Raw genomic sequence first — 16,515 nt, forward strand, 5'->3', positions numbered from 1 at the left:
GGAGTAGTAAAAATGCCGAAATACAGAAAAAAGCCCGTAGTGATCGAAGCATGGCAGTTCACGAAAGAGAGCTATAAAGAAGGCGCACCGCAATTTATTCGACAAGCAAAAGATATTGATTTGTGGTCACAGTACGGTGGAGATGTTATTGGTGGTGAAATAAAAACACTTGAGGGTGTCATGACCATCTCCGAGGGCGATTACATCATTAAGGGTGTGCAGGGTGAGTTCTATCCATGTAAGCCCGATATATTTTTAGCAACTTATGAGGTAGCAACATGAGCAATTACCCAAAAATGCTCTACAAGGGCGATAAGGTTGAATACGAATACCAAACCGCATCAAATGAAGAATCGGAAAAAGAATTACTTGATTCTGGTTGGGTAAGCTTTAGTGATTTGCCTGAGCCAAAAATTGAATCCAAGCCAAATGGTGTTATTGGTACTAATAAACTTCAAAGTCTTGAAAAAGAAAATATTAAGCTTAAAGAAGAATTGGTCGAAGCTCTAAATGAAAACCAAGAGCTACGCAAGCAGATACGCTTTAAACAAGTTGAAGATATGCTAGCCGATGAGCTACGCAAATTGCTTGATGAGCGAAAAGTTGAATACGGTGCACGTGATGGCAAGCCAGTATTAATTAATTTGGTGCTTGAGTCAGAAGATCAATCTTAAATATATGGGGTGCTAAATGTCCTGGACTAAAAGACAAATTGTTGAGCAGGCGCTTGAAGAACTAGGACTTGCATCTTATGTGTTCGATATGCAGCCAGAGCAGGTTGAAAGTGCAAAGCGCAAACTTGATTCAATGATGGCCTTATGGGATAGCAAAGACATTCGCTTTGGTTATCCGCTATCAGGTGATGCCAATAGCGGTGATTTGGATCAAGAGACCTTTATCCCAGATTATGCTGTTGAAGCGGTGGTTTTAAATCTGTCTATCCGATTAGCTAGCTCATTTGGCAAAACCATTCCAATTGAATTAAAAGCTATGGCAAAAGATGCATTTGAAACGATTCAGTTAGCCATGCTTAGCAATCCACCAAGAGTTCGGCTTGATCCATCTTTACCGCGTGGTGCTGGTCACAAAGGTGAATGTCTACCTTTTGTTGAAAAGACACCTACCAAAACAGTATTTGCTCCCGACACATCAGTGAGTTTCACAAATGAATAAACGATTAAATATTACGGATCGCATTGGTCCAAATGATTCAGTTGTGCTTTGGAGTGCAAACAATCAGGACTATCGCGGTGCGCCAGTTGATTTGTTAGTTGAAAAAGTAAAAGAAGGGATTCAGGTTAATCAATCCCCCTTGCTTGTGCAGCACTTTAACCCGAATGCGGATTTCACACTCAATATCGAAAATCATGAAGTCGGCACCTATCTGATTCTCAATCCATCTGTAGGTATTAAGACTGGATCAATTAAGCTCCCAGAACGTTATGGGGTTACGGATGGGCAAGTTGTCTTGGTAACGTGCTCTCAACAGGTGAATAACTTCTCGGTTAATGGGAATAATGCACTCGTGATTGGTGCGCCAAATGCCTTAGCAGCAAATGGTTTCTTTAAATTGAAGTACGACAAGCTCTCAAATACTTGGTATCGAGTGGGGTAAATATGCAAATCCCTATTTTGGATGGAATCTATACTGACAATAACTCTGATTTTCGCACAGCTTACCCTGTCAACCTGATTCCAGTACCAAAAGGACAGGGGATTTCAGCTGGGTATTTAAGACCAGCCGAGGGTATTAACCATGTTGCAGACCTACCAGGTGTAGATCGTGGTGGTATTGTTTGGCGTGGTGAGCATTATCGCGTTTGCGGCACCAAGTTTGTAAAAATTACAGCATCTGGTCAAATTACAGAGATTGGCAATGTGCAATCAGGTGGGTTGTGTTCATTTGATTATTCATTTGATTATCTAGCTATTAACGCAGGAAACGCCTTGTATTTATACAACGGCACGTTAAAACAGGTTACAGACCCAAATCTAGGTGCTGTGCATGATGTGATTTGGGTAGATGGCTATTTCATGACAAGTGACAGCAACAACATTGTTGTCACTGAGTTAAACAACCCATTTGAAGTAAACCCGCTTAAATATGGCTCTTCAGAAGTCGATCCCGATCCTATTGTTGGTCTAATCAAACTTCGTAATGAAGTCTATGTTCTCAACCGCCACACCATTGAAGTGTTTGATAACGTTGGTGGTGAGTTTTTTCCATTCCAGCGAATTGATGGCGCTCAAACTACCAAAGGCACGCTAAGCAAAAAGACTGCATGCGTTTATATGGATGCAATCGCTATGCTTGGCGGTGGACGAAACGAAGCCATCACAGTTTATGTTGCTGCAGCGGGTTCGTCACAGAAGATTGCAACACGCGAAGTTGAGCAAATTCTTTCAAATTACAGCGAAGCACAATTAACCGAATGCCAGCTTGAATCACGTCAGATTGATGGTCACTCATGGTTATACATTCATCTGCCTGATCAAACTTTGGTTTACGACTCGGTTGCATCACAAACAACTGGTCAACCAACATGGTTTATTTTAAATAGTGGTGGTGGCTATAAAGCTCGAAACATGACTTATGCCCATAACAAATGGTTTGTAGGTCATACTTTGGAATCAAAACTAGGGGCTCTTACAGATGAATCGGGTGAGCATTGGGGTAATGAAATTGAGTGGCAGTTTGGCACAGCGATTGTTTACAACGAATCAAGTGGTGCAATCTTTCATCAACTCGAATTGGTTGCCTTAACTGGTCGCAATGCGTTTGGCAAAGAATCCCGAATTTATACGCAATATTCTGTTGATGGTGTTGAATGGTCTATGCCTAAGTTTATCAGCGTAGGTAAGCGCGGAGAGCGTACAAAGCGCCTTGTGTGGTTCCAGCAAGGCTACATGCAAAACTGGCGCATACAGCGATTTACAGGCACATCAGCAGCACGGTTATCAGTTGCAAGACTAGAGGCAAAAGTAGAGCCGTTGGGGGTTTAAATGCTAGTTAGACCTAAAAAACCAAGTCGTGAAGAGCTTGCTAAGATTTTTAAAGACCCAAGAACCCTAAAGGCTTTTGAGCAGGTTTTTGAAATTCTACCCAGTGAATTTAACAATCAGCAGCAAAGCCTTGATGATGTTCAGGCGCTAGCTGAAAGTGCAACCGCTCAAGCAGCCTTGGCAATGGCATTGCTTTATGCAATTGATGAGCTAGCTAGCATTAAAGCAATGGAGCCAGTGCATCAGTGCAGTTGTCAGTTTGACGATCTAACTCCACGTTATGAGCATACTCAAGCCGATTCACCAGAGCCAACCCATATTCACCACCATGAAATCTCAACATTGGAGATAGTTTAATGGCTGTCAAAGTTAAATGTATTATTCCTTCCAAGCAATTAGAAGCAGCACAAACAAATCAATATATTGCCGCCAATGCCAAAACCATGATCGATAAGGTTACAGTTACCAATACAACAGCAGCAGCTGTGACGTTTAGTTGTAACGTGGTGCCTTCAGGTGGTGTGGTTGGTGACGCTAACGCACTTATTAAAGATAAGTCGGTTGCATCAGGTGAAACCTATCTTTGCCCCGAGCTGGTCGGTCATGTTTTAGAGTCAGGCGATGCGATTAGCATGATTGCCAGTGCTGCTACCTCACTTACTATTCGAGCATCTGGGCGAGAGGTCACATGATTACATTGCAGCCGCTAAATGATCTGGACCTAATAAACCGTGTGATTTTAGATGCTGCAGTCAATGATGATATTTCGGACGATGCATCCAAGAATCACGAATTACAGCAATTACCACACACCTTTGAGTGTCTTGGCATTTACCAGAATGAAGAAGTCAAAGGTTTGTTCATGCTTGTTCCACAAAATGCAGTAACCGCAGAAATTCACACCTGTTTGTTATTGCGTGGGAAAGAAGCATTTCAGGCGGGGCAATTACTGCTTGATTACCTATTCAGTAATTATCAAAAAGCAATTTCTTATACACCTTCGACCAATAAAAAAGCCCTGTTTTATGCGCTTCGACTTGGATTTAAAAAAGAAGGTGTTTTGACTCAATCATTCTTAAAAAACGGTGAATTGCTTGACCAGACGCTGGTGGGCTTAACCAAGGGAGAATACTTATGCCAATCGCAGCAGCAGCAATAGGAACAAAACTTGCAGTAGGAATGGTAGGTGCCAGTGTGGTTGGTGGTGCTTTATCATCCAGAGCACAAAGAAAAGCAGCAAATGCAGCAGCAAACGCCCAGATCGAAGCATCTGAAAGGGGAGTGGAAGAGCAGCGTCGACAGTTTGATGCGGTTCAAAAACTCTTAAAGCCTTATGCGGATGCTGGTCTTAGTGGTTTATCTGGTCAGCAGGATTTATTGGGTATTAATGGCACAGCAGCACAGCAAGCAGCTATCGGAAATATCAACAATAGTGCAGAGATGCAAACTTATTTACAGCAAGGTGAAAATGCCATTCTGCAAAACGCATCTGCTACTGGTGGATTGCGTGGTGGAAACACTCAAGCCGCATTAGCGCAGTTTAGACCACAATTGCTTAATCAGCTAATCAATCAGCGTTATCAAAACCTAGCAGGCATGACTGCACTGGGTCAAAACGCAGCAGCAGGGACAGGTAATGCTGGTATGCAAACAGCCAGCAATATTTCTAATCTGTATCAACAGACTGGTGCGGCACAAGCGGGTGCTGCACTTGCTAATGGGCAAGCCAGTGCGAATATGTGGAATGGGGTGAGCAGTACGATTGGTACGCTCGGTGGTATGAAACTGATGGGGATGTTTTAATTATGTTACAGCCAATTAATTATATGCTTGATGTGCAAAACCCTATCCAGACTGCTATGACTGGTCTAACCCAAGGCATGCAGATCGGGCAGTTTATGCAAGCCAAAGAGCAAGCTGAACGTGAAGCTATTCAAAAGCAGCAAATGCAGGAAGAACTTTCAGCCTTTGCGTCAAAACCAAACAAAACCCATGATGACTATGCAAACATCATGGCGCGGTTTCCATCCCTAGCTGAAGATTTTAAGCGATCTTACGATGTTTTGGACTCTGGAAAGCAACAGGCTACGTTCAAAACAACATCGCGCGTCTATGCGGCTTTATCTGGTGGGCAACCAAGCGTTGCAAAATCCATTCTTGAAACAGAAGCTTTGGGTTATGAAAATGCAGGGGATAAGGCGACTGCTGACCAAATCCGAACATTAGCAGCAATGGCAGAAACAGATCCTGACGGGCTTTTGACGATCTCAGGCTTAACACTTGCATCAACCACGCCATCACAGTTCAAAGATGTATTGGGCGCATTAGGTGAAAATCAGACGCTACCAGAGGAAATCAACCTCAAGAAAGCGCAGACAGAGAAAACTAAGGCTGAGATTGGAAAAATTGAGGCTGAAACCGAACAGACCAAGATTGAGAGTGAATGGCTGCCCGATGAAAAGCAATGGAACATTGAGAATATCAAGTCTCAGATTGGTGAGCGTAGTGGTCGCTTACAACTGGATCGCGATACACTTGAGACCAATACCCAATTAAAGTTTGAGGAGTTAGGGCAAAGCAATATTAAGTTAAGCCCTGGCGCTGAAAAGATTGTTAATGATGCAGTAATGGATTCAGCCGCAGCATTAACCCAGTCACAAAAGCTTAAGGGACTGGCTGATAAATTTGAAAAAGAAGGACAGTCTGGTGGCTGGTGGACATCTGGATGGACTGGGTTTAGGAAAGCCACAGGGTTGTCTAATGATGATCAAACTGCAATGATGCGAGAGTATGATCGGTTAATTAGTAGTGAGGTGAATAAATCTTTACCACCCGGCCCAGCAACTGACAAAGATATTGAAATAGCTCGCAAAGGATTTCCACCTGCAACTGCTGACTCAACCACAATTACCGCATTCTTGCGCGGTATGTCTAAGATGAGTGAGATTGATGCCATCCATAAGCAAATGGTAGCTGAGTGGACAAGTCAAAATGGGCAACTTGGCTCCAGTAAGCGAGATATTGAAGTTCTAGGTGTTCGAGTTCCGCAAGGCACTCCATTTCCTGAGTTTTACCAAAAGAATTTAGGGAGAATGCTCAAGAATCAAGATAAGCAAAGTCGAAGTCAGCAAGCAAGCACTGGGCAGGCGATCTATTTTAATATTTCGCCTTAAAGTTGTGATAACCTCTTCTTAAAATGAGGAGGGGTTATGAAAAAAACACTAATATTTATTTTATGTACAATATGTAGCGCGGCTTATAGTGGTCAGCCATATGACTACACTATAAACACACCAAACCCAGCAGACACTGCATTTCTGGGGTTTCAGCAAGGTGTATTAATGGGGCAACAAGTTCAAAATGCAAGACAACAAAGAGAGTTGCGTCAAGCACAAATAGATCAAATAAACAGAGAACAGGAATATAAAAGGGAGCTTCGCAAGCTCTATGATGAGCCAGCTCTATTAAGCAATGAGAGTTTAATGAAGCTAATGATTTTATACCCCGAGTTCAATGATACTACTTTAAAAATAAAAGAATTGTTTGATAAAATGAAGAGTGAATAAAATCTCATGATGAAATATTTAATCTTGGCTATTGTTTTAGGCTTAAGCGCCTGCTCTAAAGGAGATTTGAATAGTAAGCCAATTTACGGTGATGAATCAGGGCTGCCAGCTAATTGCAGAGCATATATTCAGGTTGCTGTGAATGAATGGCGAAAAGGCACTTACGACACAGAAACCACAATGAACGCCATTGAAAGAAATTGCGGTGAGAATGGTGCGCTATGGGATTATAAACCCTGAAAGAATCAACCAAGCTAAAAACAAACCACCTTCGGGTGGTTTTTTAATACCTAAGGAAAAGTAAATGCTGTCACGACAAGAAATTGAACAACATTTAAAAAACCCAAATGTTCGAAAAATGCTAGGGGTGATTGCTTCGGCTGAGGGTGTGAAGTATGGTTACAACACAATGTTTGGTAACGAGCGTTTAAGTGATTTAAGCAAGCATCCCGGTATCCTGAAAGAGTTCACCCAGACCGATGGCAAAAAAAATAAAACCAGTGCCGCAGGTCGTTACCAATTCCTAGAACCAACTTGGAATGGTCTCGCAAAACAACTCGGATTGAAAGACTTTTCACCCAAAAGCCAAGATATTGCCGCTGTCGCACTATTAGCTCAAAACGGTGCACTACCCCATGTCTTAAAAGGGGATATTACCACAGCAGTCAAGAAATCAGGTGGTACTTGGGCTTCCCTTCCTTCTGCACCAGATAGCTATAAACAACCTAAAAAAACATGGAGCGATATTGGAATGAGTGGCAGCACATTTGATCGCGTTAAGGGTAAACGAGAGGCTCAGAAGCAACCAACCATTGCTGATGTCTATAAAGCATATCGCAGCGGAAAACTCACAACCGAGCAAAAGAATGCCTTTGAATCAGATGTAAAGGCTGGCAAGGTGATGCTACCCAGTGGCGCTAAATTAATAGGTCAAAAAAAAGCAGTAGAGCCAGTCATGCTACCTCAAAATGTATCTGATGCTTATTACTCTGGAAAGCTCGACAAGCAACAACGAGCAGCTCTAGAGAGAGACTTAAAAGACAATATCGTCAAACTACCGAAGCCAACAAGTCACCAAAGCTCCCTCCCTGATTTTGATGCCAATGGTCAGATTGTTACACCTGAAATGCCAAAAGCTCCGCCACAAGAAAAGCCACTTAGCCTGACCGATAAAATTATCGGTGGTGGTGAAGCCGCTTTGACCGTGGGAACAGGCATGATTGGTGGAGCTATTGGTCAGGCTGCAGGCGGATTGCATGGTATTGCTGAATCTGTAGTTGATGGCACATTTGGAACACAGCAGGGCGCACAGAATGCTGTAAATCGAGCTACGCAGTTCTCCAATGCTTTGACTTATGAGCCAAACACGGCAGGCGGTAGACGCGCTGTAGGTGCAGTTGGCGAATTTATTGAAGATACTGGTCTTGATACATTGCCACCTGTCTTGGGTGGTGGTGTGGGTGCTGCTACCGCAACTTTAGGGCGTGCATCCGTTCCAGTGGCGACCACAGCAGCAAGAGAAGTCGCTCAAGCTGCAAAACCTGTCGTAGCGCAAGTGGTAGAGCAAGCAAAACGACCAGTCGCAGCAGTGACAGAGGCGGCTAAGAACACTGTTAATAAAGTTGGTGAGGCTACAGGTCTTCGTACTGCTGATGCTGGTGGCAGCATGGGTGCTGCAGCGGTGCCAGTTCAGGAAACACGACAAGCTTTATTCGATGAATTCAACATCCCTTCAATGTCACCTCAAGTATCCCGAGACCCAACAGAATTAACAGAAATGTTAAACATGGCGAGCAAAGGCGGTGAAGCTGGTGGGATGATTCAGTCTGGACTAAACAAGCAACAGCAAGCTCTAGCCACTTCTCTTGATGACATTATCTACAGCAAAGGTGCCACCACAACAAACGTGGCTGAAGTCGGGGAAACCATCAACAGTGTGCTTGATACCCAATTCAAGGTAGAGCGGGCAGCCATCAATAAAAAATATCAGGCCATCAAAGAATCTGAGGGCGCACAAACTAAAGTTGATTTAGGGAATGGTCCAAAGTGGACAGAGGATGATATTAAGGTTGCTGATGAGCGAGGTATTCAACTAGACAGCCAAACAGCTTTAGACCTGATTAACGAAAATCTAGGTTTAGAAACGACAGCAATTTATCGTGATGCCAAGCGGGCAGCGGTTCGCCTTGGAATTGCAGATGAAGCTGAAGACGGTCGTCTGGTACCAAAACCAAAAGGGCAGGAACCAAACGTAAACCAGGTTGAGCAATGGCGTCAGTTAATCAATGAGCTTGGCAGCAACTCTGATGATGGTGATATTCGCATCAAAACCCGTCTTAAAAAGCTAATTGATAACTCGCTCGACAACACGGGCAGTAATGCTTTTAGAGAAGTTCGAAAAGAGTATTCAGACTTCAAACAAAGCTGGGAAGGTCGCGCTGTACTTTCCGATCTTGTAGCGATGAAAAGAGGTGCTAATAGTGCTGACCGCAAGGTGATTGATGAGAACATTGTGGCTCGCATCACCAGCCCCAAAACATCACAAAAAGACTTAGAGTTTGTTAAGAAAAAAATTCTACAGTCTGAAGGTGGTGAACAAGCTTGGACTGATTTACAAGCATCCATCATTGATAAAATTCGCAATGAGGCTTTCTCTGGTGTTCAAGACATGGATGGTAATAATGCATTGATGGTCAAGAAGATGGAGAATGTTGTTAAGTCATTAGATGGCACTACCCAGCGACTTGATACGCTACTCGGGAAACAGGAAGCGGAAAAGATGCGAAATTCTGTAGAGCTCGCAAAGCTAATCAAAACCGTACCTGAAGGTAATGCTGTCAATTATTCAAAGTCCGGAATTGTACTTGCTGGGTTATTCGATGCATTCCTCGGCACAATCACAACAGGGATGCCGATACCTGTCCCAGTAGCCCTTGCGCTGCGAGAAGCGGTAAAGGGAATTAAGTCAAGAAAAGAATTAGCAAAGGCTCAGTCATATATCCGCAACTTTGAAAAGCCAATAGAAAACTCAGGAAAATTTTAAGACCCAACAAACCAACCAGCCCGATCTGTCAAGGTCGGGTTTTTTATTGCCAAAATTTTATGGAATTTAAGTTATGACCATGTTTTTAGCACCCTACACAGCCATTGCTGATATTGATGGAAGCCCGCTTGATGCGGGTTTTATTTATTTTGGGGAGTTTGGAAAAAACCCAGAAACACACCCGATTCCAGTTTATTGGGATGCTGATTTTGCGATTCCAGCTGCACAGCCGATTCGCACACGCAACGGCTACCCAATCCGCAACGGCAGCCCGACCAAGGTTTATCTAAAAAAAGCCCAACATTCTATTGTGATTAAAAATAGAAATGGCTCTACTATCTTTGTGGATGTTAATGGTGCTGGCTTAGTTTCTACACTTTTGGTGCGACCAAGCGGTGTGACTGTTGAGCAGACTTTTAATAATATTGATGCCTCACTAGCAGAAAAACAGCAGCAAATTAATAAAAAAGCGCCTACTGAATATGTGAATGAGCAGCTTGCACTAAAAGCTCCGCAATCAACCACATATACAAAAATTGAAGTGGATAATGCTTTGTCTACTAAAGCACCTCAATCAAACACGTACACAAAAACAGAGGTGGATACTACATTTTCAGCCTATGCTGGCGGTAGAAAAGCATATACAACTCTGGCATTAGCACAAGCAGATCAAGCCAACCTGCCTGCCAACACTGCTATTGAAGTAACCAATGATGGCGCAAACAACGGCACATACCAGTGGAACGGCACAACCCTAACAAAAAGTGATTTTGATCCACTGACGCAAGCAAAAACCTATACAGATACGAAAGTTGATGCCGTAATCAAAGATACAGATATCTCTGTTCCTACAGTGCCATTAGTGGACGTGGATGGTTGGTTTTATGGGGCATTTTATGAAGATGGTTCTTTAGAAACGCCACTCTTTAAGCTTAGCAACTATTACGCCAATGGCTTTTTAGTTTTGGATGAAGATGGCTGGATCCTTTTAGAGCAAAATACGTCAACCAGTGCCACTAAAGATTGGTCACAGAAAAATGTGCTAATTTTTGGTGATTCAATTACAGAAACTTCAGATGTAGAAGCGGGAATTTATGATTCATTAGCATATAGACAGAATTGGCTTTTGTATGCCTTTGCAATGCTAGAAATTAAGTCTTTCCGAAACTTCGCACGTTCGGGTGCTTCTTATCGTGAATATGTCGGTCAATTAGATTGGCAGAAAATAAGCCATCAAGTGGGGGTTGCAATTAACACTGGTTTTACACCTGATATTGTTGTTATTGCTTGTGGTACAAATGATGGGATTTCTAATCTTGGCGACTACGACACAGCAATGGGTAAAGCAATTGGTAGTCTTGATATGTCACTTACAGCAGAAGCTATGCGAAAGAACTTCTACGAGGTTTCAAACGCATACCCGAACGCAAAACTATTCTCATGCCTACCACTACAGCGTGCAGATGATGAAACATCCACACGCCAACCATTATTAGACCTTATTCGTAAGATGTCAGGTCGGTATGGGTTCACAGTCATAGATTGTCACAATGAGACAGGGATTGTTAAGGACTTTGAAGTATGGGACAGTGATGGTCGTGATTTATCAGACGGGCTACACCCAAAAACAAGCGGACAAATCAAACAAGCCAAGCTGATCTCAGCAAAAATCAAATCAAATTATCAGTTACAAGTTTAAGGAGTTAAGACATGCCAGCAATTATCGTAAAAGGTGATTATCAAAATAAAGCGATTCGATTCTTACCATCAAACACAACGAATCTCTTGTATTGGGGTATGTATGGTAAAGATGTAGCATTTACATCAAAAAATCATAAGAATGGTGGGATAATCACAGCAATTGGTACGCCAACTTATCCAGACAATAACCATGCAACATTTAAGGGTGGTAATAATTATTTAAAAACCTCAGCTGTGCAAACCACTGATATGACATTCATTTCTGTATTTAAAATTGATACAGAGGTCGCGTTCAGTTTGATTTCAAATTACACGAGTGCTGGACAGGCTGGAAGTCCATCTAGTGTCCGTGGTGCTGGGTTGGAATTGCAAGTCGGGACAGCAAGCGACGGAAAATTAAATATTGTGGCAAATAAAAGCGTCAACGTTAGTGGCACTGATACAGCCGCACCAGCCGTTTTAACGGCTAGTTACACGGTCGGCCAATGGTGTGCGATTGCTGGGACAATTAACAGCACGACTGGCGTTTGTAAGGTTTACAATTTAACCGCTGGAACTTCTGGACAAACCACAAACACAGACCCGATTTCGCTAGGGTCTGCTGGTTTTTACATTGGCAGCACTATTACAACACCGTCTACCAACGACGGTAATGTGGCATTCTCAGCAATTTATTCTGATGCTAAAACTGATGCTGAAATTAATGAAATTTACGTTGCAATGAAGCAGTATTATGCTAAACGCGGCATCACGATTTAATACCCAACCAACTCACTCAAGCCTTAGCTTTTAATTAGCTAGGGCTTTTTTATTGCCAAAATTTAGGGGGGATCATCATGCAAGAGCATGAAAAAACACTTTTCACTTTAGTTGTTATAGGAGCGCTAATCGGTATGAGTAGGTTGCTAGTTTCAAGCGAACCTTTGTCAGCTCGATTAATCATTGGGCGAACAATTTTAGGATCTGCAACTTCAACAATTGCAGGCATCGTGTTAATTCAATTTCCTGATCTTAGCCCTGTGGCTTTAGTAGCAATTGCATGTGCTTTGGGGATTTTAGGTAGTACTTTCATTGAAGAATACTTGAGGAAAAACGTAAATAAGTGGGGTGGGTGATGAATTTTGAAAAAGCATTTAATCGCTTGATAGGTCACGAAGCTGGATATTCAAATGACAAGCGTGATCCTGGTAATTGGACTGGTGGCAAGGTTGGAGTAGGCGTATTAAAAGGCACAAAGTTTGGTATTGCAGCGAACACATATCCAAACCTAGATATTAAGAATCTAACCATTGAACAAGCCAAAGCGATCTATAAAAAAGATTGGTGGGATAAGTTAGGTGCAGATAGCTTGCATCCATCAATTGTGTTTCAGCTATGGGACTTTGCTGTTAATGCTGGCAAACCACGTGCAATCAAAGAGCTTCAACAGGTGGCTGGCGTTCCTGCAGATGGGTTGATTGGTCCAAAAACAATTGCAGCTGTAAAAGCCATGGATGTGAATGATGTTTTATTAAAACTAACAGCAGAGCGCCTGAAGTTTTATACATCGTTAAGTACATGGTCAACATATGGCAAAGGGTGGACTAATCGAGTTGCGGAGAATCTAATCTATGCAGCGGAAGATAATTAAGAAGTATTGCAAACGCTCTTTTATTACTTCAATCATCACAGTGCTGTGCTTGCTTCTATCAAGTTGCACAGCTCACTCAATTAAAACAAACGTCATTAGCGAGCATCAATCCCTCACCACTTCCACGCCTTTTATTCTCCGCTTAGTTATATATGTACTGGCTTCTGTAGAATCATAGAACGTCTTTGCCCCGTCTTTTTCTTTCTTAAAAACATACTGCATTGTGTACATAGCATTTATATCAGACGAGTCTTGATATTCTTCATGCTCAGTTGTTTGTACGTGTAAGTAAAGTCCGTTCTTCTTTATGTAGTATGGGCGCATTTCATATACTCCAAAAAAGCAGAAGCCCGACTGGGCTTTAATCTACTGTGTACATAAGTGTGTACATATTCGGATTTGTATGTATATTTAATATGTTTAAATTGCTGATATTAAATAATAAAACTACTTAACACTTGTGTTTTTAGCATAAATATTCGCCTGAATCCATAGGTTGCCGCGAATATATTGACCAATGTTAAAGTTTTTATACAAATCATTTTTAGTTGCAATACGGATTAATATTGCAGGTAATGTATCCTCTAAAACTAAAGTGACATCGTAAAGGGTATATTCGTCTTGCATAAACTGCATTGAAGTTTTACCAACGATATTACCTTGGAACCAAGCCTCATCTTCTTGCCCTAATGTTTCACCAAATAAATAAGCGACCATTTTAGAAAAGTCGACGGTTACAGGTTCTTGATCTTCAGGCGTTTTTGGTTCCCAAGCATTAATCAATTCTTGTAAGTTTTCAGGTGCAATTCCATTATGCTCAGCCAGAATTGCATTTAATGCACGGTGGTGTTTAATTGAAGCAGGGTCATCCACAATGATTTTCTCATCTTCTGACACTACTTCTAATTCATAGGCCCAAGCATTAAATTGGACTTGATAGGTTTCATCTTTGTCATATTTACAGCGATTAACACTAAATAAATTATCAAATGCATAAATAGTCGTACTTTTATTTAAATTTAGTCTTAATACCGCTTGGGTTGCAGATTTACAGGTAATAATTCGTTCAATCTGTGCATCGTATTTATACGGGCTTTGGAAACTTGGAAATGCAGTTTTTAAAGCACGTGGTTTTTGATCTTCAACAGCGATAATTTGATTAATTGCAATCGATTGATCACTTGGACCTTGAATCAACCAAAATGATTGATCCATTTCATGTTCTTCTGTGCACAATCCCATAGGCATAACAGGAGTATCTAACGCCAGACCTAACCATTTAGGTACGTCAGATGCAGGATTATCTGTTAATAAGTTCCAATGCTCAGCGTGATTACCGAAATTTTCATCTTGAATTGTAATGATTTCTGGACTGTTTTGAATTTTCATAAATCGTAATGCTGGAAAGATTGAACTTATACTATTAAATCGAGGGTAACATTGATTTTTCAAGTCTCGATATGTAAATCTATAAAATTAATTCATTTATATGAAAAAATGGGTTTTAAACTTAGACAGCAAATCAATGAGTCTTAATAATTGCTTTGCTCAATTTCCCTCTACTTTTCTAGCAATCTGCTACACTAGCATTTTATTTATATGAGCTTTCGCTTACGTGCTGCCATTCAAATTATGGGTAGATGCAGATGCTTTGCCTAAGATTTTAAGAGAAGTGATTCTTCGTGCTTCAGATCGTTATCAGTTGGAAGTAACTTTCGTTGCCAATCAAAATGTAGGTATTACACCTTCGGTACGAATCAAATCTATTCAGGTTATGAGTGGGGCAGATCGTGCTGATCAGGAAATTGTGGAACGTATGCAGCCAAATGACATTGTAATCACGCAAGATATTCCTTTGGCTGCACAGGTTATTGAGAAAGGTGGAATTGCAATCCATCCTCGTGGCGAAATCTATACTACTGCAAATGTAAAAGCCCGATTACATCTTCGAGACTTTATGGATACCTTGCGTGGTGCTGGTGTTCAAACAGGAGGACCTCCTCCAATTTCTGAAAGAGATAAGCGTGAGTTTTCAAGTTCTTTAGACCAAACCATTTTAAAGCAAAAACGTAAAACCGCTTCTTGAGTATGATATGCCCTCACGTACAAATCTGATTTTAACTTATGGATTACTCGTTTTCATATGGGCGACGACCCCATTGGCGATTGTTTGGAGTGTATCTGATTTACATCCCATGTGGGCTTTAGTACTGCGTTTCTTTATTGCTTTGCCACTAGCCATCGTCGTCCTGTTGGTTTTAAAAGTAAGATTTCCTGTAGATAAAGTTTCAATACTGAGTTACATCGCAGGCTCATTGAGCTTAATCGGATCTCAGATTTTTACGTATGCGGCTACGGCTTACTTGAGTTCAGGTTTAATTGCATTGATGTTTGGGTTAGCACCTATCATGGCTGGTTTGATTGGTCGTTTTGGATTTCAGCAGAAACTAGCATTATTGCAATGGTTAGGTATGGCTGTTTCAATTATTGGCTTAGGTTTGATTTGTTTGAGTGATAATCAGAACCATGTCCAGCCATTGGGTATTGGACTCATGATTGTGAGTGTATTTGCATATTCTCTCTCGATTTTCTTAGTCAAAAAGATTAATGCGAATATTCAAGCTATGGCACAAGCGACGGGATCAATTATGGTTTCGACTTTGATTGCGATTCTTGTTGTGCCTTGGATTTGGCAATATGTTCCAACACAGATGCCTTCTGCAAAATCTTTACTGGCTTTATTCTACACGGTGATCATGGCATCACTGATTGCGATGTTCTGCTACTTTAAACTAGTACAAAATCTCAAACCGACCACTTTGTCTTTAACGACTGTGATGACGCCCTTATTAGCAATATTGATTGGTGCCTTTCTGAATGATGAGCAGCTATCAGTACAAGTTTTTGTTGGTGCAAGTATCGTGTTGTTTGGTTTGCTACTCTATTTTATCAAGGATTTGAGAGCTTACCGTCGAATGTAAAGATGAGCTTTTAAGGGTTTTCAGACTTTTGAATGGTTTCGGCCAATTTAGCTCTATCTTGAGGATTTAAAGTAATAAAGTATGCACCTATACGGAATTTTCCTTGTTCATCTGGATTGCTATATACAACTTGCGCTGTAGCTGCGATGTGAAAAAAGTTCTCTGGGTGGCTAAGCGTGATGTGAATGTATGTACCTTCGTTAATATCTTGAGCGCTGAAAAAACTGAGTCCATTTTCAGAAAAATTTACTTGTTCTGGTACGGGTAGTAGGGATTGCACGATATTGTCGTAGAAAGATCCTGTAATCAAATTTAGTTTTTGATTAAATAGGGATAAGATACGAGCAATTTGTTGATCTTTTTCATTTAATTGTTCTAATTCGTAGCGAAACGCATGATCAAATTGATCTAATTCTGCAAGTAGTAGAAAATAGCGTGGCAAAACAAAGTGAGAATCATAGGGATCATTCAGTGCAACGTCATCAGGAATGATTTGATAGTTGATTCTCAACACGGCATCAATACGAGACATCACTCGACGTTCAGTGTTGTCGTCAACAAGATGATGTTGTGAATTTTCCATAATAAATC

General features: G+C 41.4%; 21 protein-coding genes. 19 read left to right on the forward strand and 2 right to left on the reverse strand.

The window, feature by feature from the left end:
* Positions 1–12 precede the first annotated feature (12 nt).
* From Q9Q86_RS02385 to Q9Q86_RS02465, 17 genes are all read left to right on the forward strand, one after another.
* Complete coding sequence (locus tag Q9Q86_RS02385; RefSeq protein ID WP_112986257.1) at positions 13–282, forward strand: hypothetical protein; 270 nt, start codon at positions 13–15, stop codon at positions 280–282.
* Complete coding sequence (locus Q9Q86_RS02390) at positions 279–674, forward strand: hypothetical protein (protein ID WP_112986256.1); 396 nt, start codon at positions 279–281, stop codon at positions 672–674. The genes Q9Q86_RS02385 and Q9Q86_RS02390 overlap by 4 nt, the downstream gene beginning before the upstream one ends.
* Before the next feature lie 16 nt (positions 675–690).
* On the forward strand, positions 691–1,173 hold the full coding sequence (locus Q9Q86_RS02395; protein WP_112986255.1) for a packaged DNA stabilization gp4 family protein: 483 nt from the start codon (positions 691–693) through the stop codon (positions 1,171–1,173).
* A complete protein-coding gene (locus Q9Q86_RS02400; protein WP_112986254.1) occupies positions 1,166–1,615 on the forward strand; it encodes a hypothetical protein in 450 nt (149 codons plus the stop codon). Before Q9Q86_RS02395 ends, Q9Q86_RS02400 begins: the two co-directional genes overlap by 8 nt.
* 2 nt (positions 1,616–1,617) lie before the next feature.
* Positions 1,618–3,003: a packaged DNA stabilization protein gene (locus Q9Q86_RS02405; protein WP_112986253.1), complete on the forward strand. Its 1,386-nt coding sequence runs from the start codon at positions 1,618–1,620 to the stop codon at positions 3,001–3,003.
* On the forward strand, positions 3,004–3,360 hold the full coding sequence (locus Q9Q86_RS02410; RefSeq protein WP_112986252.1) for a hypothetical protein: 357 nt from the start codon (positions 3,004–3,006) through the stop codon (positions 3,358–3,360).
* Positions 3,360–3,695 carry a hypothetical protein gene (locus tag Q9Q86_RS02415; RefSeq protein WP_112986251.1) on the forward strand — a complete coding sequence of 112 codons (336 nt, stop codon included), beginning with the start codon at positions 3,360–3,362 and terminating at the stop codon, positions 3,693–3,695. The genes Q9Q86_RS02410 and Q9Q86_RS02415 overlap by 1 nt, the downstream gene beginning before the upstream one ends.
* A complete protein-coding gene (locus tag Q9Q86_RS02420; RefSeq protein ID WP_112986250.1) occupies positions 3,692–4,162 on the forward strand; it encodes a GNAT family N-acetyltransferase in 471 nt (156 codons plus the stop codon). The genes Q9Q86_RS02415 and Q9Q86_RS02420 overlap by 4 nt, the downstream gene beginning before the upstream one ends.
* Complete coding sequence (locus Q9Q86_RS02425) at positions 4,138–4,806, forward strand: hypothetical protein (protein WP_227540259.1); 669 nt, start codon at positions 4,138–4,140, stop codon at positions 4,804–4,806. The genes Q9Q86_RS02420 and Q9Q86_RS02425 overlap by 25 nt, the downstream gene beginning before the upstream one ends.
* Before the next feature lie 2 nt (positions 4,807–4,808).
* The gene (locus tag Q9Q86_RS02430; RefSeq protein WP_205669699.1) at positions 4,809–6,176 is read left to right on the forward strand and encodes a hypothetical protein; all 1,368 of its coding nucleotides are present in this window, start codon (positions 4,809–4,811) and stop codon (positions 6,174–6,176) included.
* Between the two features lie 36 nt (positions 6,177–6,212).
* Positions 6,213–6,569 carry a hypothetical protein gene (locus tag Q9Q86_RS02435; protein WP_112986249.1) on the forward strand — a complete coding sequence of 119 codons (357 nt, stop codon included), beginning with the start codon at positions 6,213–6,215 and terminating at the stop codon, positions 6,567–6,569.
* Positions 6,570–6,575: 6 nt separating this feature from the next.
* Positions 6,576–6,809, forward strand: a complete 234-nt coding sequence (locus tag Q9Q86_RS02440) for a kynureninase (RefSeq protein WP_112986248.1) — start codon at positions 6,576–6,578, stop codon at positions 6,807–6,809.
* A 64-nt stretch (positions 6,810–6,873) separates the two neighbouring features.
* Positions 6,874–9,612 carry a glycoside hydrolase family 104 protein gene (locus tag Q9Q86_RS02445; RefSeq protein WP_112986247.1) on the forward strand — a complete coding sequence of 913 codons (2,739 nt, stop codon included), beginning with the start codon at positions 6,874–6,876 and terminating at the stop codon, positions 9,610–9,612.
* 73 nt (positions 9,613–9,685) lie between these two features.
* Positions 9,686–11,311 carry an SGNH/GDSL hydrolase family protein gene (locus tag Q9Q86_RS02450; RefSeq protein ID WP_112986246.1) on the forward strand — a complete coding sequence of 542 codons (1,626 nt, stop codon included), beginning with the start codon at positions 9,686–9,688 and terminating at the stop codon, positions 11,309–11,311.
* Positions 11,312–11,322: 11 nt separating this feature from the next.
* On the forward strand, positions 11,323–12,072 hold the full coding sequence (locus Q9Q86_RS02455) for a hypothetical protein (protein WP_112986245.1): 750 nt from the start codon (positions 11,323–11,325) through the stop codon (positions 12,070–12,072).
* Positions 12,073–12,206: 134 nt separating this feature from the next.
* Entirely contained in the window at positions 12,207–12,428 is a 222-nt protein-coding gene (locus tag Q9Q86_RS02460) for a holin (RefSeq protein WP_374050027.1), read from the forward strand.
* Complete coding sequence (locus Q9Q86_RS02465; RefSeq protein ID WP_112986243.1) at positions 12,428–12,943, forward strand: glycoside hydrolase family 108 protein; 516 nt, start codon at positions 12,428–12,430, stop codon at positions 12,941–12,943. Before Q9Q86_RS02460 ends, Q9Q86_RS02465 begins: the two co-directional genes overlap by 1 nt.
* Before the next feature lie 447 nt (positions 12,944–13,390).
* Here Q9Q86_RS02465 and Q9Q86_RS02475 read toward each other — a convergent pair whose 3' ends face one another.
* Entirely contained in the window at positions 13,391–14,332 is a 942-nt protein-coding gene (locus Q9Q86_RS02475) for a hypothetical protein (RefSeq protein WP_112986241.1), read from the reverse strand.
* Positions 14,333–14,558: 226 nt separating this feature from the next.
* On the opposite strand from Q9Q86_RS02475, the gene Q9Q86_RS02480 reads away from it, so the two are divergent.
* Both Q9Q86_RS02480 and Q9Q86_RS02485 read left to right on the forward strand, forming a co-directional pair.
* Complete coding sequence (locus tag Q9Q86_RS02480; protein WP_004913645.1) at positions 14,559–15,029, forward strand: YaiI/YqxD family protein; 471 nt, start codon at positions 14,559–14,561, stop codon at positions 15,027–15,029.
* A 7-nt stretch (positions 15,030–15,036) separates the two neighbouring features.
* A complete protein-coding gene (locus Q9Q86_RS02485; protein WP_112986240.1) occupies positions 15,037–15,924 on the forward strand; it encodes a DMT family transporter in 888 nt (295 codons plus the stop codon).
* 10 nt (positions 15,925–15,934) lie between these two features.
* On the opposite strand, the gene Q9Q86_RS02490 is transcribed toward Q9Q86_RS02485, so the two are convergent.
* Positions 15,935–16,507 carry a PilZ domain-containing protein gene (locus Q9Q86_RS02490; RefSeq protein ID WP_112986239.1) on the reverse strand — a complete coding sequence of 191 codons (573 nt, stop codon included), beginning with the start codon at positions 16,505–16,507 and terminating at the stop codon, positions 15,935–15,937.
* Positions 16,508–16,515: the final 8 nt, after the last annotated feature.

This window comes from Acinetobacter sp. A22 (genome assembly GCF_030913345.1).
GTDB lineage: Bacteria > Pseudomonadota > Gammaproteobacteria > Pseudomonadales > Moraxellaceae > Acinetobacter > Acinetobacter junii.